The 21,574-nt window shown below is 61.3% G+C and carries 19 protein-coding genes; 14 read left to right on the forward strand and 5 right to left on the reverse strand.

Annotation, left to right across the window (positions count from 1 at the left end; genetic code table 11):
* Window positions 1–239 precede the first annotated feature (239 nt).
* The 12 genes from arnC to APH41_RS11435 all read left to right on the forward strand — a co-directional run bounded on the left by arnC (window position 240) and on the right by APH41_RS11435 (window position 13,329).
* Window positions 240–1,274, forward strand: coding sequence for an undecaprenyl-phosphate 4-deoxy-4-formamido-L-arabinose transferase (gene arnC / locus APH41_RS11385; RefSeq protein WP_003191219.1), 1,035 nt, complete (start codon window positions 240–242; stop codon window positions 1,272–1,274).
* Window positions 1,271–3,262, forward strand: coding sequence for a bifunctional UDP-4-amino-4-deoxy-L-arabinose formyltransferase/UDP-glucuronic acid oxidase ArnA (arnA, locus tag APH41_RS11390; RefSeq protein ID WP_054918987.1), 1,992 nt, complete (start codon window positions 1,271–1,273; stop codon window positions 3,260–3,262). The genes arnC and arnA overlap by 4 nt, the downstream gene beginning before the upstream one ends.
* Complete coding sequence (gene arnD, locus APH41_RS11395) at window positions 3,262–4,146, forward strand: 4-deoxy-4-formamido-L-arabinose-phosphoundecaprenol deformylase (protein WP_054918989.1); 885 nt, start codon at window positions 3,262–3,264, stop codon at window positions 4,144–4,146. Before arnA ends, arnD begins: the two co-directional genes overlap by 1 nt.
* The gene (gene arnT, locus APH41_RS11400) at window positions 4,143–5,798 is read left to right on the forward strand and encodes a lipid IV(A) 4-amino-4-deoxy-L-arabinosyltransferase (protein ID WP_054918991.1); all 1,656 of its coding nucleotides are present in this window, start codon (window positions 4,143–4,145) and stop codon (window positions 5,796–5,798) included. The genes arnD and arnT overlap by 4 nt, the downstream gene beginning before the upstream one ends.
* A complete protein-coding gene (gene arnE / locus APH41_RS11405) occupies window positions 5,795–6,142 on the forward strand; it encodes a 4-amino-4-deoxy-L-arabinose-phosphoundecaprenol flippase subunit ArnE (RefSeq protein ID WP_054918992.1) in 348 nt (115 codons plus the stop codon). Before arnT ends, arnE begins: the two co-directional genes overlap by 4 nt.
* Entirely contained in the window at window positions 6,139–6,552 is a 414-nt protein-coding gene (arnF, locus tag APH41_RS11410; protein ID WP_054896505.1) for a 4-amino-4-deoxy-L-arabinose-phosphoundecaprenol flippase subunit ArnF, read from the forward strand. The genes arnE and arnF overlap by 4 nt, the downstream gene beginning before the upstream one ends.
* The gene (locus tag APH41_RS11415) at window positions 6,549–7,931 is read left to right on the forward strand and encodes a UDP-glucose/GDP-mannose dehydrogenase family protein (protein WP_054918996.1); all 1,383 of its coding nucleotides are present in this window, start codon (window positions 6,549–6,551) and stop codon (window positions 7,929–7,931) included. Before arnF ends, APH41_RS11415 begins: the two co-directional genes overlap by 4 nt.
* The gene (locus APH41_RS11420) at window positions 7,932–9,554 is read left to right on the forward strand and encodes a glycosyltransferase family 39 protein (protein WP_054919000.1); all 1,623 of its coding nucleotides are present in this window, start codon (window positions 7,932–7,934) and stop codon (window positions 9,552–9,554) included.
* A gap of 320 nt (window positions 9,555–9,874) precedes the next feature.
* A complete protein-coding gene (locus APH41_RS28775) occupies window positions 9,875–10,063 on the forward strand; it encodes a type VI secretion system contractile sheath small subunit (protein ID WP_254989728.1) in 189 nt (62 codons plus the stop codon).
* Window positions 10,064–10,229: 166 nt separating this feature from the next.
* The gene (locus APH41_RS11425; protein WP_054896508.1) at window positions 10,230–10,940 is read left to right on the forward strand and encodes an HPP family protein; all 711 of its coding nucleotides are present in this window, start codon (window positions 10,230–10,232) and stop codon (window positions 10,938–10,940) included.
* Window positions 10,941–11,070: 130 nt separating this feature from the next.
* The gene (locus tag APH41_RS11430; RefSeq protein WP_054919005.1) at window positions 11,071–12,174 is read left to right on the forward strand and encodes an enoyl-CoA hydratase/isomerase family protein; all 1,104 of its coding nucleotides are present in this window, start codon (window positions 11,071–11,073) and stop codon (window positions 12,172–12,174) included.
* A 3-nt stretch (window positions 12,175–12,177) separates the two neighbouring features.
* Entirely contained in the window at window positions 12,178–13,329 is a 1,152-nt protein-coding gene (locus APH41_RS11435) for an acyl-CoA dehydrogenase family protein (protein ID WP_034127451.1), read from the forward strand.
* A 248-nt stretch (window positions 13,330–13,577) separates the two neighbouring features.
* Here the strand turns inward: APH41_RS11435 and APH41_RS11440 are convergent, their stop codons facing one another.
* From APH41_RS11440 to APH41_RS11460, 5 genes are read right to left on the reverse strand one after another with little or no spacing between them, the layout of a single operon-like run.
* Window positions 13,578–14,351 carry an enoyl-CoA hydratase gene (locus tag APH41_RS11440; protein WP_054896511.1) on the reverse strand — a complete coding sequence of 258 codons (774 nt, stop codon included), beginning with the start codon at window positions 14,349–14,351 and terminating at the stop codon, window positions 13,578–13,580.
* Between the two features lie 11 nt (window positions 14,352–14,362).
* Window positions 14,363–15,490, reverse strand: coding sequence for an acyl-CoA dehydrogenase (locus tag APH41_RS11445; RefSeq protein WP_034127453.1), 1,128 nt, complete (start codon window positions 15,488–15,490; stop codon window positions 14,363–14,365).
* A gap of 9 nt (window positions 15,491–15,499) precedes the next feature.
* On the reverse strand, window positions 15,500–16,684 hold the full coding sequence (locus APH41_RS11450) for an acetyl-CoA C-acyltransferase (RefSeq protein WP_047710882.1): 1,185 nt from the start codon (window positions 16,682–16,684) through the stop codon (window positions 15,500–15,502).
* A gap of 12 nt (window positions 16,685–16,696) precedes the next feature.
* Window positions 16,697–17,464 (reverse strand): SDR family NAD(P)-dependent oxidoreductase, encoded by a 768-nt coding sequence (locus APH41_RS11455; RefSeq protein ID WP_054896513.1) that lies wholly within the window; start codon window positions 17,462–17,464, stop codon window positions 16,697–16,699.
* A 21-nt stretch (window positions 17,465–17,485) separates the two neighbouring features.
* Window positions 17,486–19,135 (reverse strand): AMP-binding protein, encoded by a 1,650-nt coding sequence (locus APH41_RS11460; RefSeq protein WP_054919007.1) that lies wholly within the window; start codon window positions 19,133–19,135, stop codon window positions 17,486–17,488.
* Between the two features lie 374 nt (window positions 19,136–19,509).
* Between APH41_RS11460 and APH41_RS11465 the strand changes: the two genes are divergently transcribed.
* Together APH41_RS11465 and APH41_RS11470 are read left to right on the forward strand one after the other, a co-directional pair.
* Window positions 19,510–20,403, forward strand: a complete 894-nt coding sequence (locus APH41_RS11465; RefSeq protein ID WP_054919016.1) for a bestrophin family protein — start codon at window positions 19,510–19,512, stop codon at window positions 20,401–20,403.
* A gap of 70 nt (window positions 20,404–20,473) precedes the next feature.
* The gene (locus tag APH41_RS11470; RefSeq protein ID WP_054919022.1) at window positions 20,474–21,532 is read left to right on the forward strand and encodes a tetratricopeptide repeat protein; all 1,059 of its coding nucleotides are present in this window, start codon (window positions 20,474–20,476) and stop codon (window positions 21,530–21,532) included.
* Window positions 21,533–21,574 lie beyond the last annotated feature (42 nt).

Raw genomic sequence — 21,574 nt, forward strand, 5'->3', positions numbered from 1 at the left:
GCTGAACCCTAGCTGTCTGCCTGTCAAATAAACGAGTTTTTCATCCGCCTTTCATATTCGTTGCACATTTTTGCGCTTAACCTTGTACGCAACACTTAAGAGCAATCCGTGGATTATCGACTAACCTATTGAAAACGCGTCATCTTTAGCGCCGTTTTGTAACCTGCGGGCTGTAGTTTCGCCCAATGAACGCTGCTGTTTTCACGCTTGAAGTCGCTTTAGCCCGAGGTCATGAATCTTTGAAACCCTACCCTATTCATTGCGTGTCGATCGTTATCCCGGTCTACAACGAACAAGAAAGCCTGCCTGAGTTGCTGCGTCGCACCACGGCAGCCTGCAAGCAGCTGGCCTACGAATACGAAATCATCCTGGTGGATGACGGTAGCCGCGACAACTCGGCCCAATTGCTCGAAGACGCCGCCGCGGAAGATGGTAGCAATGTGGTAGCGGTGATCCTTAACCGCAACTACGGCCAGCACGCGGCGATCATGGCCGGCTTTGAACAGTGCCGTGGCGAAGTGGTGATCACCCTTGACGCCGACCTGCAGAACCCGCCGGAAGAGATCCCGCGCCTGGTCGAGCAAGCTGCCCTGGGCTACGACGTGGTTGCCACCGTGCGCAATAACCGCCAGGACTCGGCCTTCCGCCGCTGGCCGTCGCGCTTGATCAACCTCGCCGTGCAACGTTCTACCGGCGTGGCCATGACCGACTACGGCTGCATGTTGCGTGCCTACCGCCGCACCATCGTCGACGCCATGCTCGCCTGCCGTGAGCGCAGCACGTTCATTCCTATCCTGGCCAACGGCTTCGCCCGCCACACCACGGAAATCCTGGTGCACCACGCCGAACGTGAGCACGGCGAATCCAAATACAGCGCCATGCGCCTGATCAGCCTGATGTTCGACCTGCTGACCTGCATGACCACCACGCCCTTGCGCCTGCTGTCCATCGTCGGTTTCAGCCTGGCGGCGCTGGGCGTGCTGTTTGCCTTTGCCCTGATCGTCATGCGCCTGGCCTTCGGCGCCGACTGGGCCGGTGATGGCCTGTTCGTGCTGTTTGCGGTGTTGTTTGTGTTCACCGGTGGCCAGTTCATCGGCATGGGCCTGCTGGGCGAATACCTGGGCCGCATGTACAGCGATGTACGTGCCCGCCCACGCTTCTTTATTGAAAAAGTGCTGCGCAACCAACCGGCAGCACCGGCTCCAGTCGTCGTGGTCGACGGCCTGGTGTCTTCCCATACTTCTACTTCTTCTTCGGATCAGGTCCAGTCATGAGTTCAAAAGCTGTTGTATTCGCCTACCACGATATTGGCTGCGCAGGCATTGAAGCGCTGCTCAGCGCCGGTTACGACATTGCCGCCGTGTTCACCCATGCCGATGACCCCAAGGAAAACAACTTCTACGGTTCCGTCGCCCAACTTTGCGCCCGCAATGGCATCCCGGTACATGCACCGGAAGACGCCAACCACCCGCTGTGGATCGAACGCATCGCCAAGCTGAACCCGGAGTACATCTTCTCGTTCTACTACCGCAACCTGCTGAGCGAGCCGCTGTTGGCCACCGCCCGCAAAGGCGCGTTCAACCTGCACGGCTCGTTGCTGCCTAAATACCGTGGCCGCGCCCCGGCCAACTGGGTGCTGGTCAACGGCGAAACCGAAACCGGCGTGACCCTGCATCGCATGGTCAAGCGTGCCGATGCCGGCGCCATCCTGGCCCAGCAAAAAGTCGCCATCGAGCGCAGCGATACCGGCCTGAGCCTGCACGCCAAGCTGCGTGATGCGGCCACGGCGCTGCTGCGTGATGCCCTGCCACAGCTGGCCCAGGGCAAGCTGAGCGAAACCGCCCAGGATGAGAGCAAAGCCACCTACTTCGGTCGTCGCACCGCCGCCGATGGCAAGCTGGACTGGAAAAAACCTGCCGAGCAACTGTTCAACCTGGTGCGTGCAGTGACCCAGCCGTACCCTGGCGCCTTCTGCGCCGTGGGCGAGCACAAGCTGATCGTGTGGCAAGCCGACGTGGTCAAGGGCAACGAAGGTCTGGCGCCTGGCCGTGTAATCAGCGTCAACCCGCTGCGCATTGCCTGCGGTGAAGATTCCCTGGTGGTCAAGTTCGGCCAGCGCAACGAAAACGGCCTGTACCTGGCCGGCCCGTCCCTGGCCGATGAACTGGGCCTGGTAGACGGTTCCGTGCTGCGCGGCGCCGAGTCGGGCCGCAAGCCGCGCCGTACCCGTGTGCTGATCCTGGGCGTGAACGGTTTTATCGGTAACCACCTGTCCGAGCGCCTGCTGCGTGACGACCGCTACGAAGTCTATGGCCTGGACATCGGCTCCGACGCCATCGAGCGCCTGCGCAGCCACCCGAACTTCCATTACGTGGAAGGCGACATCAGCATCCACACCGAGTGGATCGAGTACCACATCAAGAAATGCGACGTGGTGCTGCCGCTGGTGGCCATCGCCACGCCGATCGAATACACCCGTAACCCGCTGCGCGTGTTCGAACTGGACTTCGAAGAAAACCTCAAGCTGGTGCGCTACTGCGTCAAGTACAACAAGCGCGTGATTTTCCCGTCGACCTCCGAAGTCTATGGCATGTGCCAAGACCAATATTTCGACGAAGACACCTCCAACCTGGTGGTGGGCCCGGTCAACAAGCAACGCTGGATCTACTCCGTCTCCAAGCAACTGCTGGACCGCGTGATCTGGGCCTACGGCGACAAGGGCTTGAAGTTCACCCTGTTCCGTCCATTCAACTGGATGGGCCCGCGCCTGGACCGTCTGGACTCGGCGCGTATCGGCAGCTCCCGCGCCATTACCCAGCTGATCCTGAACCTGGTGGAAGGCACGCCGATCCGTCTGTTCGACGGTGGTGAGCAGAAGCGTTGCTTCACCGACATTGCCGACGGCATCGAAGCCCTGGCGCGCATCATTGATAACGACAATGGCGTCTGCGACGGCCAGATCATCAACATCGGCAACCCCGAAAACGAAGCCAGCATTCGCCAGCTGGGCGAAGAACTGCTGCGTCAGTTCGAGGCTCACCCACTGCGCCACAACTTCCCGCCGTTCGCCGGTTTCCGCGACGTCGAGAGCAAGGCGTTCTACGGCACAGGCTACCAGGACGTGGCGCACCGCAAGCCGAGCATCGAAAACGCCAAGCGCCTGCTGAACTGGGAGCCGAGCGTGCAGATGAGCGAAACCATCGGCAACACGCTCGATTTCTTCTTGCGTGAAGCCATGCTTGAAATTGCGGATAAAAAGTAATGCAGGCAGGTCTTCGCATCGACGTCGACACCTACCGCGGCACCCGTGAAGGTGTGCCACGGTTGCTCGACTCCCTGGCCGAAGCTGGGGTCAAAGCGACGTTCTTCTTCAGTGTCGGGCCAGACAACATGGGGCGCCACTTGTGGCGCCTGATCCGCCCGCAGTTTTTGTGGAAGATGCTGCGTTCCAACGCTGCCGGCCTGTATGGCTGGGATATCTTGCTGGCCGGCACCGCCTGGCCAGGCAAGCCGATTGGCCGCGACCTGGGGCATTTGATGCGCCAGGCCAAGGCCGCCGGGCATGAAGTCGGCCTGCACGCCTGGGACCACCATGGCTGGCAGGCCAACACCGGGCGTTGGAGCGAGGCACAGCTGGTCGAGCAGATTCGACGCGGCGTAGACACCTTGAGCGACATCCTCGGCGAGCGCATCGACTGTTCAGCGGCCGCCGGCTGGCGTGCCGATGAGCGCGTGGTGCAAGCCAAGCAAGGCTTCAACTTTCGCTACAACAGCGATTGCCGGGGCACCAGCCTGTTTCGACCAACCTTGGCCGATGGCAGTGCGGGCACCCCACAAATTCCGGTAGACCTGCCGACCTTCGACGAAGTCGTCGGGCCGGTGGTGGCTGCCAACGATTTCAACCGTTTCATTCTCGACAGGTTCAGCGCGTCGAAGCTGAACGTCTATACGATCCACGCAGAAGTAGAAGGGATTCTGATGGCCAATGATTTTCGCCAGTTGCTCGCCCAGGCAGGGCAGCGCGGCATTGATTTCAAACCCTTGGGCGAACTGTTGCCCACGGATGTGACCACCCTGCCCCAGCAACAGCTGGTACGCGGCGCCTTGAGCGGCCGCGAGGGCTGGCTTGGAGTACAGCAGGCATGATCCGCCGCTGGGCCTTGCCCCTGCTCCTGCTCGCGTTTGCGGTGTTCTACCTGCTGCCGTTGGCCACCCATGGCCTGTGGATTCCCGATGAAACCCGCTATGCACAAATCAGCCAGGAAATGCTGATGACCGGCAAGTGGGCCTCGCCGCACTTCATGGGGATTCGCTACTTTGAAAAACCTGCGGCCGGCTACTGGATGATCGCGCTGGGCCAGGCGATCTTCGGCCAGAACCTGTTCGGCGTACGGTTTGCCTCGGCGTTGAGCACCGGCTTGAGCATTCTGCTGGTGTATCTGGTCTCTCGCCGGTTGTGGAATGATCCGCAAAAAAGCCTGGTCAGCACGTTGCTCTACATGAGTTTCGTCAGCGTGGCTGCGCTGGGCGGCTATGCCAACCTGGACCCGCAGTTCACTTTTTGGGTCAACCTGACCGGCGTGGCCTTGTGGTTCTGCTTCGACAGCACCACGCGGCGTGCGCGTCTGTGGTCCTGGGCATTGCTGGGCCTGGCGTGCGGCATGGGCTTCATGACCAAGGGTTTTCTGGCGTGGTTGTTGCCAGTGTTGATCGCCCTGCCCTATGCCGTCTGGCAGAAACGCCTGGGTGAATTGTGCACCTTTGGCATGCTGGCGGTGGTGGTGGCAATTGCCGTCAGCGTGCCGTGGGCATTGGCCGTGCACCTGCAAGAACCCGATTACTGGAATTTCTTCTTCTGGCACGAGCATATCCAGCGCTTTGCCGGTGAAGATGCCCAACATGCGGAACCCTTCTGGTATTACTTGCCGCTGCTGGTGGCGTTCACGCTGCCGTGGGTGGCGCTGCTGCCGTCCACGTTCAAGCAGGCTTGGCAGCAAAAACGCGTGCCAGGCACGGCCTTTCTGTGGCTATGGCTGCTGATGCCCCTGGCCTTTTTCAGCCTGGCCAAAGGCAAACTGCCCTCCTATATCATGCCGTGCATGTTGCCCCTGGCCTTGCTGATGGGCCAGGCCCTGAGCGACAAACTGGCGCAAGGCCGTGGCCGCATCTTGCGTATCAATGGCTGGTTGAATCTTGGGCTCGGTGTACTGGCCTTGCTGGCGCTCAGTTGGTTCCAATTGAAAAAGTCGGTTTATGAGCCTGGCGAAGAAACCTTCAGCTTGGTGCTGGTGTTCAGCTTTTTGTTCGCCTGGATTGCCATCAACCTGCTGCAAGCCGTACGCCCTCTAAAACTGTGGGCTGCACCGCTGGTTGCCAGTGGGCTGCTGGTTGCATTGCTGCCCGCCGCACTGCCCCACTCAGTGGTTTATAACAAGACACCAGACCAGTTCATCATCGACCACATCCCGGAACTGCAGTCGGCCAGCGCGCTGTTAAGCAATGACCTGGGCGCAGCCTCAGCGCTGTCATGGCGCCTGAAACAGCCGAACATTACCTTGTACAACACCTCTGGCGAAGTGAAATACGGGCTGGCCTATGCGGATACGGCACATCGCCTGGTTGACCGTAATCAGGTTCAGGCCTGGATGGTAGAGAGCCGTCGCAGCGGCGCCGTTGGTGTGGTGATGCGGGTCAATGGCCAAGGTGAAAAGGAAGAACTCGCGCTGCTGCCCGCGGACGGCAAGCGTTATGCGCAGGGCAATATTGTGATTCTGATGTTCCCCCAGGTCACGCCATGATCACCCTGCTGCTATTGCTCATGGCCTGCCTGCTCACCTGCATGGGCCAGGTTTCGCAAAAATTCGCCGTGGAAAGCTGGCGCGACGTGCCGGGCGGCTGGGCACCGAAACTGCGCTCACCGTGGTTGTGGTCGGCGCTGGTGTGCCTGGGCCTGGGCTTGCTGGTGTGGCTGCTGGTGTTGCAGCGCCTGGAAGTCGGCATTGCCTACCCCATGCTCAGCCTGAATTTTGTGCTGGTCACGCTGATGGCGCGCTTTGTGTTTCATGAACCCATTGATGCTCGTCATTGGCTGGGCGTGGGGCTGGTGATTGCCGGCGTGGTCTTGCTGGGGCGCCAGGTATGAGTCGCGTGCGGGGTTTCGCCCTGGCTTTGGGCAGTGTCGGCCTGGTGAGTGGTGCCCAACTGGGCATGCGCTGGAGCATGACGCGCCTGCCGCTTCCCACGCAATGGCTGGCTGCCTTCACGGATAACAGCATCGACCTGGGCGCCTTGGGCGTGGTGATCCTGGCGACCATCGCCTATGCGCTGTCGATGCTGTGCTGGCTCGGCGCACTGAAGCACTTACCCCTGGGCCGCGCTTATTCGCTGCTCAGCATCAGTTACGCGCTGGTGTATTTGCTGGCCGCCAGCCTGCCGGCGTTCAACGAAACTTTTTCGCTTTCAAAAACCTTGGGGGTGGCCTTGGTCATCCTCGGCGTACTGGTTATCAACTCTCGTCGTGCTAGCACCTCAAGTCCCAGGAATACCCCATGAAAATCAGTGTATTTGGTAGTGGTTACGTTGGTCTGGTCCAGGCCACTGTATTAGCCGAAGTCGGTCACGATGTCATTTGCATGGACGTTGACAAGCACAAGGTCGAATCGCTGCAAAAAGGTCACGTGACTATCTTTGAGCCGGGCCTGGCAGCCATGGTCAAGGACAACCTGGAAAGCGGGCGCCTGCGCTTTACCCACGACGAAAAACTCGCCGTCGAGCACGGTGAAGTGTTGTTTATTGCCGTGGGCACGCCGTCGGATGAAGACGGCTCTGCCGACCTGAAATACGTGCTGTCGGTGGGTGATGCGGTCGCCCGCCATCGCGTGGCGCCGGTGATCCTGGTGGAGAAATCCACCGTACCGGTCGGCACTGGCGACACATTGCGCGACCACATCCTCAACAACCTGAGCGCCGCCGGCCGTGAGCTGCAGTTCGATATCGTCTCCAACCCGGAATTCCTCAAGGAAGGCTCAGCCGTTGCCGACTGCCGCCGCCCGGACCGGATCATCATCGGCTGCGAGCGTGAAGAGGTGCGCGACGTGATGCGCGACCTGTACGCGCCCTTCAACCGCAACCACGATCGCATCATCTTCATGGACCTGCGCAGCGCCGAACTGACCAAGTACGCCGCCAACTGCATGCTGGCCACCAAGATCAGCTTCATCAACCAGATCGCCGAGTTGGCTGAACACCTGGGTGCCGACATTGAGTCGGTGCGCCTGGGCATCGGTGCCGACTCACGCATCGGCTACCACTTTATCTACCCTGGCTGCGGTTATGGCGGCTCGTGCTTCCCCAAAGACATGCGCGCCCTGATCCACAGCGCCAAGCAGGCCAACTGCTCCAGCGACCTGCTCGAAGCCGTGGAAGCCATCAACCAGCGCCAGAAGAGCAAGCTGTTCGAGCGCATCAACGCGTTCTTCCAGGGCAACCTTAAGGGCAAGACGTTTGCTTTGTGGGGCCTGGCCTTCAAGCCCAACACCGATGACATGCGTGACGCCCCCAGCCGCGTGCTGATGGAAGCCCTGTGGGCTGCCGGGGCCAATGTGCGCGCCTTCGACCCTGAAGCCATGCAGGAAACCCAACGCATCTACGGCGATGACCCGCGCCTGATGCTGATGGGCACCCCGGAATCCACCTTGGGCGGCGCCGATGCGTTGATCGTGTGCACTGAATGGCAGCAATTCAAGGCGCCGGACTTTGACCTGATTCACCAGCGCCTGAAAACCCCGGTGATCTTCGACGGCCGTAACCTGTACGACGGCGAGCGCCTGACGCGCAAAGGCTTCAAGTACTTCCCCATCGGCCGCGGCGACTCCTGCGAGTTACCGATCCCCCAGCAAAACTGGGTGGAACAGGTCAAGGACGCTTGCTAAGTGAACATCGCCTTACCGTCCGGGCAGCGTGCAACGATCCGTCGCCAGTCCCTGGGGCTTGGGCTCTTGGCGCTGCTGCTGTTTATCGTCGGCAACTGGCACCAGGCGATCATCGGCTTTGATTCGCGCTTTGTGCTGTTTGCCCAGGAAATGCTGCGCCATGGCCCGAGTTTCTTTCCCACCACCTATGGTCAGCCGTATGCCGATTACCTGGCAACGTCGACCCTGCTGACATGGCTGCTGTCGTTGCCCTTGGGTCAGGTCACCAGCCTGACAGCGTGGCTGCCCACGGCGGTCGCGTCGGCGCTGATCGTGGTGCTGGTCTATCGCCTCACCGCGCCCTACTCGCCGCGCTGGGGCCTGCTGAGCATTGCGATGCTGCTGCTCAGCAGTACCTTCGTCAGCGAAACCCGCGCAGTCTCCCTCGACCAGATGCTCGCCGCCGTGGCGTTGGCGGTGTTCTACCTGGGCTATGCCCATGACCATTTCGCTGCAGCCAAGCGCCTGCATTGGGTGTTTTTTCTGCTGCTGTTGGGGTTTGCCATTCGTGGCCCGATTGGCCTGGTGATCCCCACGGGCGTGTTGTGCAGCTACTACCTGATCAACCGTCAGTGGCGCCAGCTGTTCAGCTTCGGCCTGCTGGCACTGGCGCTGCTGGCGGCGTGCGTCGGCCTGTTGTTGCTGCTGGCCAAGCTCAGCGGCGGCGAAGACTTCATGCATGATGTGATTCGCATGCAGTTCCTGGGGCGCATGGATGGCAGCGAAGGCTCCGGCGGCGTGCTGTATTACTTCACCAGCTCCCTGGGCAACTACGCCCTGTCCTATCCACTGGCATTGTTAGTGCTGCTGGCGGTGCTGATGGACGGTCGACGCGCACCGGCCCCGGCCTTGAAGCTAGTGCTCTACTGCGCGGCAGCGGCTGTGCTGGTGATGCTGGGCCTGTCGGTACCCCAAGCCAAGAAAGCGCGCTACATCCTGCCGATGCTGCCGATGGCCGCGATCATTGCCGCGTACCCCTTCGCGGTCACGCAAGGGCGACAGTTTGCGTGGCTACGCGCCTTGATGCTGGGCATCTGGACGCTGTTGCCAACGCTGTTGGCCATTGGCTTGATGGTGGCGCGGCGGCGCTACCCGGAACCGCTGGCCGACCTTGAGCTGATCTTCGTCGTGCTCGGCACGCTACAGGTGCTGGCCCTGCTGGCATTGCTCCGCTCGCGGCTGCGCACCTACGGCCCCGCCTTGGCCGCCGTGCTCGCCCTCTGGACCACCTACATCATGGTGGTTGAACCCCTGGAACGTCAGGTGTACGACACCCGCACCTTCAGCCTTGCCGTCAAGGCACACGTTCAGCAGCAACCAGCGCCGCTGGTGTTACATGCACTGGGCAAAGACGCGAAAGCTATCAAGTTCATGGTCAACTTCGATTGCGACAAGGTGCCGCTGTTTACCCAACTGCCTGCCGAATTGAAACCGGTCCAGGCGCCGGCGTGGTTGGTCATGAGCCAGGCTGATTTCCAGGCGCTGGAAGATCCGCGCTTGCGTTCAATCACGCCGACGCTCACCGCAGCGTTCGACAAAAATCCGTATGTGTTGCTGCACTTGGCAAAAGCCACGACGCCTTGAGTGCTATGCCCGCTGCACTGTAAGAAAGAACGCCCACTCCTCCACGAGTGGGCGACTTTCATCATAGGTACCAAGAAAACACCTACATTTGTTTGCGTAATGGCTGGTGCACTTTCCCTTCCGGTGCTCGGAGCCCAACTGTAGACTCGCTGCCACGTGCACTTACTATCTACCACCCGACCGCCAGGACTGCCCTGAAACGCTTGGGCCAGGGCACTTCATGACAACAAGGACGTTGTAGGCTGCCCGCGCGCGATGGCTTACTTCATCGAGAGGACAATGCCGTGCGAGAAAACCTGTTAACCCTCCCTTTACCCAGGCTGGATCGCTTGATGGCGTTGCGTGACGCACTGGTGGCGTTGAAGGGGCCGCTGGCCGACGATCCAAGGCTGCGCGAAGACCTGCAAGCGCGTCTGTTCAATGAAGAAACCCATAGTCGCGTGCTGGGCAAGATCAATCCGGCTACACCCGCAGACTCCGGGCCGATTACCTACGGCGAGGCCTTTTAGCTGCATTTATTTTGCATTTAACCCTCATTAATATGCATTGGCGCCGCGTTATCAAGCACTGCACACTGCACAGGTTCCTTCCCCCAAATGTTGGAACCTTCAAAGGGCTGTTCCGGGAAACCAGGCAGGCCTTTTTTTTCGCCCGCTGTTTATGGACCGTCTCTCAATGCTCGCTCGCTGGTTACCCGCTGCAATCAACACCCGTCCCGCCGAATGGAGCCGTGCAGCCATCGGCATGGCCCTGGGCACGATGTTCAGTGTCTGGGCCTGTGCCCAGGTGTTCGGCATGGAGGTGGCCCTGCACCTGCTCGGCCCTCTGGGCGCATCGGCCGTACTGTTGTTTGCCGTGTCGTCGGGGGCGCTGGCCCAACCCTGGTCAATCATGGGCAGTTACCTGTGTGCAGGCATCGTCGCGTTGTTGGTCGCCCGCGTCTTGGGGCGCACCTTGGGCAGCGCCTGCCTGGCGGCGGGCATGACCGTGATTCTCATCTGCTGGCTGCGTTGCCTGCACCCACCGGCCGGCGGCCTGGCCATGACCCTGGTGCTGGCCGATCCGGCATCGGTCAACCTCGGCTGGTACGAGCTTGCGCCGGTGATGCTCGGCGCCGGCGCCCTGCTCGCCTGCGCGCTGGCCTATAACAATGCCACGCGCACGCGTTATCCCAAGGGCCTTGCCGAGCCAGCCCCGGTTATCCTGGGCTCTGCCAATGCCGTGAGCGAGCCGAGCATCACGGCAGCCGACCTCAAGCTCGCGTTGGCCGAGATGGAGCAGTTCTACGATGTCGAACCGACAGAGTTGGAGCAACTGATCCACGCCGCCGAGGGCCATGCCCGACGTCGCAGTATCGGTGAGGTACTGGCCAGCCGGGTGGTTTGACCGGCACTGCATAAATGCAACAACGACCTGCAGGATTCCGGGTTGTACTGGGCAAATTTGCACTGGTACGATCACGAGAGAGTTCACCCGCGAACATCTTGATAAAGACAATAAAAGCAGGGAGTTAGAGATGACTGCTCAGGTTTCATCCCAAGCAAGCCGCGCCGAGGTCCAGCAGGACGCTGTCCTGGCAAGCGTGCGCAACCATATCGGCCACCTCACCCTCAATCGTCCCGCTGGCTTGAACGCCATCACCCTGGACATGGTCCGCCAGTTAACCGCGCATTTGCAGGCCTGGGCCGACGACGCCGAGGTCTACGCCGTGGTACTGCGCGGCGCCGGTGAGAAAGCCTTTTGCGCCGGCGGCGACATCCGCTCGCTGTACGACAGCTTCAAGCAAGGCGACACCCTGCACCAGGACTTCTTCGTCGAGGAATATGCCCTCGACCTGGCCATTCACCACTACCGCAAACCCGTACTGGCGTTGATGGACGGTTTCGTCCTCGGCGGTGGCATGGGCCTGGTGCAAGGTGCGGACCTGCGGGTAGTCACCGAACGCAGCCGCCTGGCGATGCCGGAAGTGGCCATCGGCTACTTCCCGGATGTCGGCGGCAGCTATTTCCTCTCACGCATTCCGGGTGAGTTGGGTACTTACCTTGGGGTGACTGGCGTGCAGATCCGTGCGGCCGATGCCTTGTACTGCGGGTTGGCAGACTGGTACATCGACAGCGCCAAGTGGGTTGAGCTGGATCAGAAACTCGACGGCCTGCAATGGCATGACTCGCCGCTCAAGGACTTGCAAGGTGTACTCGCCAAGCTCGCCGTGCAGCAATTGCCCGACGCCCCCTTGGCGGCCTTGCGCCCGGCCATTGACCACTTTTTCGGGTTGCCGGACGTGCCCAGCATCGTCGAGCAGCTGCAACAAGTCACCGTGGCCGATAGCCATGACTGGGCGCTGACCACCGCCAACCTCATGCAGACCCGCTCGCCCCTGGCCATGGCCGTGACCCTGGAGATGCTGCGCCGTGGCCGCCACTTGCCACTGGAACAGTGCTTTGCCCTCGAACTGCATCTGGATCGCCAATGGTTCGAGCGCGGCGACCTGATCGAAGGGGTTCGCGCACTGATCATCGACAAGGACAAGACTCCGAAGTGGAACCCGCCCACCCTCCATGCGCTGGATGCCAGCCATGTGGACAGCTTCTTCCGCGACTTCGTGCAGATTGGGAAATAAGCCATGCAAGATCTTGAATACACTGAAGAACAAGTGATGATCCGCGACATGGCGCGGGATTTTGCCCGAGGCGAAATCGCCCCCCATGCCCAAGCCTGGGAAAAAGCCGGCTGGATCGACGACGCCCTGGTGGCGAAGATGGGCGAGCTGGGCCTGCTAGGCATGGTCGTCCCGGAAGAATGGGGTGGCACCTATGTCGATTACGTCGCCTATGCCCTGGCCGTGGAGGAAATATCCGCCGGTGACGCTGCGACGGGCGCGTTGATGAGCATCCATAATTCAGTGGGTTGCGGGCCGATCCTCAACTACGGCACAACCGAACAGAAACACACCTGGCTGGCCGAACTCGCCAGTGGCCAGGCCATCGGTTGCTTCTGCCTGACCGAACCCCAGGCCGGTTCCGAAGCCCATAACCTGCGCACCCGTGCCGAGCTGCGTGATGGCCAATGGGTCATCAATGGCGCCAAGCAGTTTGTCAGCAACGGCAAGCGGGCCAAGTTGGCCATCGTGTTCGCCGTGACCGATCCAGACTTGGGCAAGAAAGGCATTTCGGCGTTTCTGGTGCCCACCGATACCCCAGGTTTCGTGGTCGACCGCACCGAGCACAAGATGGGCATTCGTGCGTCAGACACCTGCGCCGTTACCCTCAACCAATGCAAGGTTCCCGAAGCCAATCTGTTGGGTGAGCGCGGGAAGGGGCTGGCCATCGCCCTCTCCAACCTGGAAGGCGGCCGCATTGGTATCGCCGCCCAGGCCCTGGGCATCGCCCGCGCCGCGTTTGAAGCCGCGCTGGCCTACGCCCGTGATCGGGTGCAGTTCGACAAGGCAATCATCGAACACCAGAGCGTGGCCAACCTGCTGGCCGACATGCAAACCCAGCTCAACGCTGCGCGCCTGCTGATCCTCCACGCCGCACGCCTGCGCACTGCCGGCAAACCGTGCTTGTCCGAAGCCTCCCAGGCCAAGCTGTTCGCCTCGGAAATGGCCGAGCGGGTCTGCTCCAAGGCGATGCAGATCCATGGTGGGTATGGGTATCTGGAGGATTACCCGGTGGAGCGTTACTACCGGGATGCACGGATCACGCAGATTTACGAAGGCACCAGCGAGATTCAGCGGATGGTGATTGCCAGGGAGTTGAAAAACTACCAGCTCTAACGGACATGACACCATCGCCTTCTGTAGGAGCGAGCTTGCTCGCGAAAAACGTCAACGATAACGCGCGCTTGCTGACTGACCGCGGCGTCTGTGAGCTTCTCGCGAGCAAGCTCGCTCCTACAAAAATGCCTTGACCGTCTGGCATTATGGCTTGCCTGCGATGCAGAAACCTCGGTCCATCAGCTAACCGAGGCGATGCCATCGCAGGCAAGCCAGCTCCCACCTTTGCTATGCGGGGTTTGGCAGGGTTATTTATCCTTGAATTCCGGCGCCCGCTTGGCCACGAATGCGGCCATGCCTTCCTTCTGATCCTGGGTCGCGAACGCCGCATGAAACACCCGGCGCTCAAAGCGCACGCCTTCGGACAGGCTGACTTCAAACGCACGGTTCACGCTTTCCTTGACCATCATGCTGATCGGTACGGATTTACCAGCGATCAGGGCGGCCACTTTCAGCGCTTCTTCCAGCAGTTCATCGGCGGGTACGATACGCGCGACAATCCCGCAGCGCTCGGCCTCTACCGCGTCAATAAAACGCCCGGTCAGGCACATTTCCATGGCCTTGGCCTTGCCCACTGCACGGGTCAGGCGCTGGGTGCCGCCCATGCCCGGCAGCACGCCCAGATTGATTTCCGGCTGACCGAATTTGGCGGTGTCGCCGGCAAGGATAAAGTCACACATCAGGGCCAGTTCGCAGCCACCGCCAAGGGCGAAGCCATTCACGGCGGCGATGATCGGCTTGCGGCGATTGGCCACGCGATCGCTGTCGCTGAACAAGTCGTCCATATAGATCTGCGGGTAGGTCAGCTCGGCCATTTCCTTGATGTCGGCACCGGCCGCGAAGGCTTTTTTCGAGCCAGTCAGCACGATGCAGCCAATTTCAGGGTTGGCTTCCAGGCTGTCCAGCGCCTGGTTCAGCTCACTGACCAGTTGTGCATTCAAGGCGTTCAGTGCGCTGGGACGGTTGAGCGTGATCAGCCCGACACGGCCCTGGACGTCAAGCAGGATGGTTTCGTAACTCATGTATCGGCTCCTTAAAGATTGCGTGAGATGACCATGCGTTGAATATCGCTGGTGCCTTCGTAAATCTGGCAGACCCGCACGTCGCGGTAGATCCGCTCAAGGGGGAAGTCGTTCAGGTAACCGTAACCGCCCAAGGTTTGCAAGGCGGCCGAGCAGACTTTCTCGGCCATTTCGGACGCAAACAGCTTGGCCATGGACGCTTCCACCAGCGCCGGCTTGCCACTGTCACGCAGGGCGGCGGCGTAATGCACCATCTGCCGGGCGACGGCGATCTGGGTGGCCATGTCGGCCAGGCGAAAGGCCACGGCCTGGTGTTCGATCAACGGCTTGCCAAAGCTTTCACGCTCACGGGCATAGTCGCGGGCCGCTTCGAAGGCAGCGCGGGCCATGCCCACCGACTGGGAGGCGATGCCCACGCGGCCACCTTCCAGGTTGGCCAAGGCGATTTTGTAGCCCTCGCCCTCCTCGCCCAGACGGTTGGCCACCGGTACTTTCACGTCTTCAAACAGGATCTGACAAGTGTCCGAGGCATGCTGCCCCAGCTTGTCTTCCACCCGTGCCACGGTATAACCGGGCGAATCGGTGGGCACGATAAACGCGCTGATTCCACGCTTGCCTGCGGCGGGGTCAGTGACCGCAAACACAATCACGATCCCGGCGTTTTGCCCGGAGGTGATGAACTGTTTGCAGCCGTTGAGTACATAGTGGTCGCCTTCAAGGCGCGCACGGGTTTTCAGGCTGCTGGCGTCGGAGCCGGCCTGGGGTTCGGTCAGCGCGAAGGCACCGAGCATGGCGCCGCTGGCCAGGGGCGTGAGGAACTGCTCTTTCTGCTGGTCATTGCCAAACTTGAGGATCGGTACGCAACCCACCGAGTTGTGCACGCTCATGATCGTGGAGCAGGCACCGTCGCCAGCGGCGATTTCTTCCAGGGCCATGGCGTAGGCAAGGTAGCCGGTGTCGCAACCGCCCCACTGTTCCGGGACCAGCATGCCGAAAAATCCCAGTTCGGCCATTTCCCCAATGGCCTCCTTGGGAAAACGATGCTCGCGGTCCCACTCGGCGGCGAAGGGTTTCAAGCGCTCCTGGGCAAATTGCCGGGCGGCGTCGCTGATTTGCAGTTGTTCGTCATTGGGCAACATAGGTCATCCTCAATACAGGCATTCAACGGCCATGGCCGTGGCTTCACCGCCGCCAATGCAGATAGCGGCGACGCCACGCTTGAGGCCCTTCTGGCGCAGGGCCGCGAGCAACGTCACCAGGATGCGTGCGCCGGAGGCACCAATGGGGTGGCCCAATGCACAGGCACCACCATGCACGTTGACCTTGTCGTGGGGAATCTCCAGCTTGCTCATGGTGACCAGGCTGACCACGGCGAAGGCCTCGTTGATTTCGAACAGGTCCACCTCGTCGAGGCTCCAGCCGGTCTTGCTCATCAGTTTGCGAATCGCCCCCACCGGCGCCACCGGAAACAGCCCAGGCTCATCGGCAAACGCGGCGTGCCCGTGGATCACTGCCAACGGCTTGAGGCCGCGCTTGAGTGCCTCGGACTCACGCATCAGCAACAACGCCGCGGCGCCATCGGAGATCGAGCTGGAGTTGGCTGCCGTCACTGTACCGCCGTCACGGAACGCCGGTTTAAGGCTGGCAATCTTGTCCAGCTTGGCTTTCGGCGGTTGCTCATCGTGAAGGATGGTTTTTTGTTCCTTGCCCACGGTGACCTGCACCGGGACGATTTCACTGGCAAAGCTGCCGTGGGTGATGGCCTCTTGTGCGCGGGTCAGGGAAGCGATGGCAAACGCGTCCTGGGCTTCCCGGGTAAAACCATTGTGCTCGGCGCAGTCCTCGGCAAAGGTGCCCATCAGGCGCCCCTTGTCGTAAGCATCTTCGAGGCCGTCGAGGAACATATGGTCCAGCACCTTGCCGTGGCCCATGCGGTAGCCGCTGCGCGCACGATCCAGCAGGTACGGGGCGTTGGACATGCTTTCCATGCCGCCTGCGATCACCACATCCACGCTGCCAGCGCGCAGCGAATCGTGGGCCAGAATCGTCGCTTCCATGCCGGAACCGCACATTTTGTTGAGGGTGGTGCAGCGCGTGCCCTTGTCCAACCCGGCGCCCAGGGCAGCCTGGCGGGCAGGCGCCTGTCCAAGCCCGGCGGGCAGCACACAGCCAAACAGCACTTCGTCGACGGCATCGGTGGCGATACCGGCACGCTCGACCGCCGCACGAATGGCGGCTGCGCCCAGCTGCGGTGCGGTCAGGCTTTTGAGGTCGCCCTGGAAACCGCCCATGGGCGTGCGCACGGCGCTGACAATAACAATAGGGTCGTTCATGGCAATTGCTCCTTATTTGGCGGCCATGCGCAAGGCACCGTCGAGACGGATCACCTCGCCATTGAGCATGCTGTTTTCAATGATGTGGCGTACCAGCGCGGCATATTCGGCGGGCTTGCCCAGGCGTGGCGGGAACGGCACGCCGGCAGCCAGCGAGTTGCGGACTTCGTCGGTCATGCCGGCCATCATCGGGGTTTCGAAAATGCCCGGTGCAATGGTCATCACGCGGATACCAAAGCGCGCCAGTTCCCGTGCGGCAGGCAAGGTGAGGCTGGCGATCGCGCCCTTTGAGGCGGCGTACGCAGCCTGGCCGATCTGCCCATCGAATGCCGCCACCGAGGCGGTATTGATGATAACGCCGCGCTCGCCGTCGGCATTCGCCTCGGTTTCAGCGATAGCCGCAGCGGCCAGGCGCAACAGGTTGAAGCTGCCGACCAGGTTGACGTTGATCACCTGGGCAAAGCTTGCCAGGCCGTGCGGGCCATTCTTGCCGAGGATCTTCTCGCCGCGCACCACACCCGCGCAGTTGACCAGGCCATGCAAGCCACCAAAGGCCTCGACCGCTGCCTTCACCGCCGCTTCTGCAGCGGCTTCCTGGCTGATGTCTGCTACGGCACTGCGGGCGTTATCGCCCAGTTGCTCGGCCTTGGCGGCCACGGCGTCAGCGTTCAAGTCCACCAGCATCACCTTGGCACCTGCGGCAACCAGCATTTCAGCCGTGGCCGCGCCGAGGCCCGACGCGCCGCCGCTGACCAGGAATACCTTGTTTTCAATCTGCATCGTTGTTTCCTTTTAAAGGGATCACGCCACGGCCGCCTGGGCCTTGGCTATTTCCTGATTGCGCAAAATAAAGCGTTGCAGCTTGCCGCTCGGGGTCTTGGGCAAGTCGCTGACAAATTCGATTTCCCGCGGGTACGCATGGGCGGCCAGGCGCTGACGCACATGCAGGCGCAACTCTTCAGCCAGCTCCGGGGTGGCACGGTATTGCTCACTGATCACCACAAAGGCTTTGACCAGCTCGGTGCGCTCCGGGCAAGGCTTGCCGACCACGGCAGCCTCGACCACCGCAGGGTGTTCCACCAACGCGCTTTCCACATCGAAAGGGCCCACGCGGTAGCCGGATGTAGTGATCACGTCGTCGCTGCGCCCGACAAAGCTGATGCTGCCGTCCGGGTTCAGCTCCACGGTGTCGCCGCTGAGGTAGTACTTGCCGACGAACGCCTTGGTTTTCACGCCGTCGTACCCGGCAAACCAGCACATAGGCGATTGCTCGCGGTCGATGGCAAGGATGCCGGGTTGGCCGGCTGGCAGCTCCTGATGGTTGTCATCCAGCACCACGATGCGATGCCCTGGCGAGGCAAAACCCGCCGAGCCGACATGCACCGGATGCGCCAAACCATGGTGATTGCACAGCACCATGCCCAGCTCGGTCTGGCCGTAATGGTCGTGGATGGTCACGCCCAGGTTGTCGGCGAACCAGCGGATCACCTCCGGGTTCAATGGCTCGCCGGCGCTGCTGACGATGCGCAGCTTGCCCTTGATCGAACGGGCGAACTGTTCGCCACCGGCAATCAACAGCCGATACGCCGTGGGCGAACCGGTCAGGTTGGTGATCGCGTATTTATTGATGACCCGGCAGGTGCTTTCCAAAGTGAACGGGCCATCGTAGAAGGTAATCGGGTGCCCCATGGACAACGGCCCGGTCACGCCGAAATAGATGCCATAGGCCCACCCAGGGTCGGCAACGTTCCAGAACGCGTCCTCGGGGCGCAAGTCCACGGCGTCGCGCATATAGCCCTGGAACGCGACGATGGCCTTGAGCGGTACCGACAGCGCCTTGGACGGGCCGGTGGTGCCGGAGGTGAACATCAGCAGGAACGGCTCCTCTGCGCCCAGCAGCACCGGCTCGCAGTGAGAAGAGTAATTGGGCAGTTCGGCCCAGAAGCTGTAGTCGCCCCGCACGATACCTTCGCCTTTGGCCCCGGCGACTGTGACGATGGTCGGGCAGTCGGCGACCTCCGCCAGCTTGGGACGGTTCACTGCATCGGTGACTACCAGCGCTGCGCCAGAGCTGTTCAAGCGATGTTCAATCGCCTTGGGTCCGAACGCGGTAAACAGCGGCTGATAGACCGCGCCGATGCGCCACGTTGCCAGCACGACCACCAACAATTCGGCAGTGCGAGGCAACAGGCCCGCCACTTTGTCACCGCGCTTGACGCCCTGGGCCAGCAGGAAGTTGGCGAAACGTGCGGCCTGCTCCTGCAGTTCGGTAAAGGTAGAGGTGGCGCTGCGCCCGTCCTTGCCTTCCCAGAACAACGCGATGCGCCCCGGCAGCGCGTGACGGTCACAGCATTCAACACAGGCATTGAGCGCCTGCAGATTGCCGGCCAGTGCGGCGTCGGCGGTATGCTGGTAATCAAACTCGGTAGTGGCAGCCAAATACTCACGCATCGCTTCCTATCCTTCTGTGTTTTTATTTTCAGGACGTTTACAACTCGATAAACCGCTGAAATAGTCGCTCCAGAGCGGCGCAGCGGCAATGGTCAAAGCCTTCAACTTGGCTGACTGGTTTGGCCAGTCCGTAGTGAACACGGGGGCTTTTTCGCTTTTCTGTGGGAGCGGGCTTGCCCGCGAAGGCGGTGGGTCAGTCACCCCGACTGTCACTGCACCACCGCTTTCGCAGGCAAGCCTGCTCCCACAGGGTTATGTACTGCCGGTTCACACGTTAGTCATTGAGTTGACTGATCAGACGGTCGATCCAAGTGATTGGACGCGATGCATAGCAGCTTCTAATCTGACAGCCTGCTCCGCCACAGAAGCCCTCCATGATCGTTCGCCCTAAACCCAACGTCCTGGGTATCCTGTTCTCCCTCAAAGGCTCCATTGCCAAGCGCATTGCCTGGCGCAGCCTGCTGGTCACGCTGTTGGCCTCGGTCATCGTGCTGGTGGAAACCCTGCACCCCGCCTATTTTTCCAAGGTCAACGCTACGCCCTTCACCTTGTTGGGCCTGTCACTGTCGATCTTCATGAGTTTTCGCAACAACGCCTGCTACGACCGTTGGTGGGAGGGCCGCAAGCAACTGGGGCAAATGGTCATTGACGTGCGCTCGCTGATTCGCGAGACCCAGGTGCTGGGGGACACCGCCGAGCGTGCTGGCCTGCTGCGCGGCCTGTGCGGTTTTGCCCATGGCTTGGTCGCGCATTTGCGCCATGAAGATCAAGCCCGGGCGATACACCCGTGGATCAGCGTGCCAGCGAGCCACCCCAACCTGCCGGACAGCGTGCTGCAAGCAGTCGGTGCGCGCTTTTCGGTCCTGGCACAACAGGGCGTGATCAGCGAATGGCGCTACACCCAACTGGAAGCCCGGCTGGTCAGCCTGAGCCAGGTGCAGGCGGCATGCGAGCGCATCAAGACCACACCACTGCCCTTTCCCTACACCCTGCTGTTGCACCGCACCATTTACCTGTTCTGCATCTTGCTGCCATTCGCCATGGCCGAGCCTCTTGGCTGGTTGACGCCAGTGTTCACCGCGATTGTCAGCTACACCTTCTTTGGCCTGGATGCGATTGGCGATGAATTGGAAGACCCCTTCGGCTTCGACGAAAACGACTTGCCGTGTGACGCTATCCTGCGGACATTGGAGCGCGAGATCCTCTCCGCCTTGGGTGAAGTCAACCTGCCGCCAGCGTTGGAGCCAGCGGACTACGTGCTGACCTGACGCGGGTTTGACACTCGCCTCGCACTGACCGAAGCTTGGAACTTTGCTGCCCAAGCTTTCGGACGCCTGCATGTCAAAGTCTCGCCGTTACTCCATCATCGGCCTGTGCGCCCTGTTGCTGATCGTACTGATCACCTGGTTTTTCTCCCGTACCCCGGCAGTGGCCGTCCCCCCGGCCATCGCCCATGGCTATTCCAAGGCCTTGAAGCAGGCGCATAACGGCGAGCCAGGCGCCGCACGTGTGTTGTACCAACAGCTCGGCCGGCCGGACCTGTCGCCCGAGCGCCGCGCCGCCTTGCACGCCGAGCTGCCCAATTACCCCAGCCCCCAGGCGCTGAAACTGGCCGATAAAGACCTCGCCGATAAGTCGGCGCTGGTGCGCGAAGCCGCGATTCACAGCATCGTCGGCTTGGTGCCCACTGGCCAGCGCACCTTACTGCTCGGCCCGGTGCTGGACGATCCGGAACAATCGGTGCGCTTTGCGGCCGCCAACGCCTTGCTCGGCCTGTCGCCCGATACCCTGGGTTTGTACTTTGGCCCACTGCAGCAGGTGCTCGACGAATTCGTGACAACGCTGAAGGCCCAGCCCGAAACGGCTGAAGGCTGGATTCAATTGGCGCGCCTGTACATCCACAGCGCCCTGCTGCCGGAGGCGCAAAACGCCCTGGAGCAGGCAATGCGCTTGCAGCCGGACAACCTGCAAGCGGTGGTATCGCAAATCGAACTGCTGGACAAGCAAGGAAAGACTGACGAGTCGCGTCAACTGCTAGCCCGACAATTGGCTGCGCACCCCGAATCGGCCTACCTGCAACATGCTCTGGGCATGTGGCTGCTGCACCATGGCGAGCGGCCCTACGCCCTTCTCGGCTTGTCCAAGGCGGTGGAGCTTGCGCCGGACAACCCGGATTATCGCTACGACCTGGCCACGACCCTGCACGCCCAGGACGAAGTAGAGGCGGCCCAGCGCCAGTTGGAAGAAATCGTCCAGCGTCACCCCGCCAACCGCAAAGCCCGCGTGCTGCTGGTCAACTACTGGAAAGAGACCGGCCAGTTGCAGAACGTCCAAGTGCTGCTCGCTCAACTGGAGCAACAGAACCCGGATGATCCGGCGCTACAGCAGGGCCTCTGATCTGCGATCAGTTCAGCACTGCAAAAACTTGTAAAATCGGCC

Source organism: Pseudomonas sp. NBRC 111138 (assembly GCF_001320835.1).
GTDB classification, from domain to species: Bacteria; Pseudomonadota; Gammaproteobacteria; order Pseudomonadales; family Pseudomonadaceae; genus Aquipseudomonas; species Aquipseudomonas paracarnis.

Excerpts from the sequence above, each read along its gene's own strand:
- arnA (WP_054918987.1), top strand. The coding sequence starts at position 1,271 with ATGAGTTCAAAAGCTGTTGTATTCGCCTACCACGATATTGGCTGCGCA.
- APH41_RS11430 (WP_054919005.1), top strand. The coding sequence starts at position 11,071 with ATGACTGCTCAGGTTTCATCCCAAGCAAGCCGCGCCGAGGTCCAGCAG.
- arnE (WP_054918992.1), top strand. The coding sequence starts at position 5,795 with ATGATCACCCTGCTGCTATTGCTCATGGCCTGCCTGCTCACCTGCATG.
- APH41_RS11470 (WP_054919022.1), top strand. The coding sequence starts at position 20,474 with ATGTCAAAGTCTCGCCGTTACTCCATCATCGGCCTGTGCGCCCTGTTG.
- APH41_RS11460 (WP_054919007.1), bottom strand. The coding sequence starts at position 19,135 with ATGCGTGAGTATTTGGCTGCCACTACCGAGTTTGATTACCAGCATACC.
- APH41_RS11415 (WP_054918996.1), top strand. The coding sequence starts at position 6,549 with ATGAAAATCAGTGTATTTGGTAGTGGTTACGTTGGTCTGGTCCAGGCC.
- APH41_RS11440 (WP_054896511.1), bottom strand. The coding sequence starts at position 14,351 with ATGAGTTACGAAACCATCCTGCTTGACGTCCAGGGCCGTGTCGGGCTG.
- arnT (WP_054918991.1), top strand. The coding sequence starts at position 4,143 with ATGATCCGCCGCTGGGCCTTGCCCCTGCTCCTGCTCGCGTTTGCGGTG.
- APH41_RS11445 (WP_034127453.1), bottom strand. The coding sequence starts at position 15,490 with ATGTTGCCCAATGACGAACAACTGCAAATCAGCGACGCCGCCCGGCAA.
- arnF (WP_054896505.1), top strand. The coding sequence starts at position 6,139 with ATGAGTCGCGTGCGGGGTTTCGCCCTGGCTTTGGGCAGTGTCGGCCTG.
- APH41_RS11465 (WP_054919016.1), top strand. The coding sequence starts at position 19,510 with ATGATCGTTCGCCCTAAACCCAACGTCCTGGGTATCCTGTTCTCCCTC.
- APH41_RS11425 (WP_054896508.1), top strand. The coding sequence starts at position 10,230 with ATGCTCGCTCGCTGGTTACCCGCTGCAATCAACACCCGTCCCGCCGAA.
- APH41_RS11450 (WP_047710882.1), bottom strand. The coding sequence starts at position 16,684 with ATGAACGACCCTATTGTTATTGTCAGCGCCGTGCGCACGCCCATGGGC.
- APH41_RS11435 (WP_034127451.1), top strand. The coding sequence starts at position 12,178 with ATGCAAGATCTTGAATACACTGAAGAACAAGTGATGATCCGCGACATG.
- arnD (WP_054918989.1), top strand. The coding sequence starts at position 3,262 with ATGCAGGCAGGTCTTCGCATCGACGTCGACACCTACCGCGGCACCCGT.
- APH41_RS11455 (WP_054896513.1), bottom strand. The coding sequence starts at position 17,464 with ATGCAGATTGAAAACAAGGTATTCCTGGTCAGCGGCGGCGCGTCGGGC.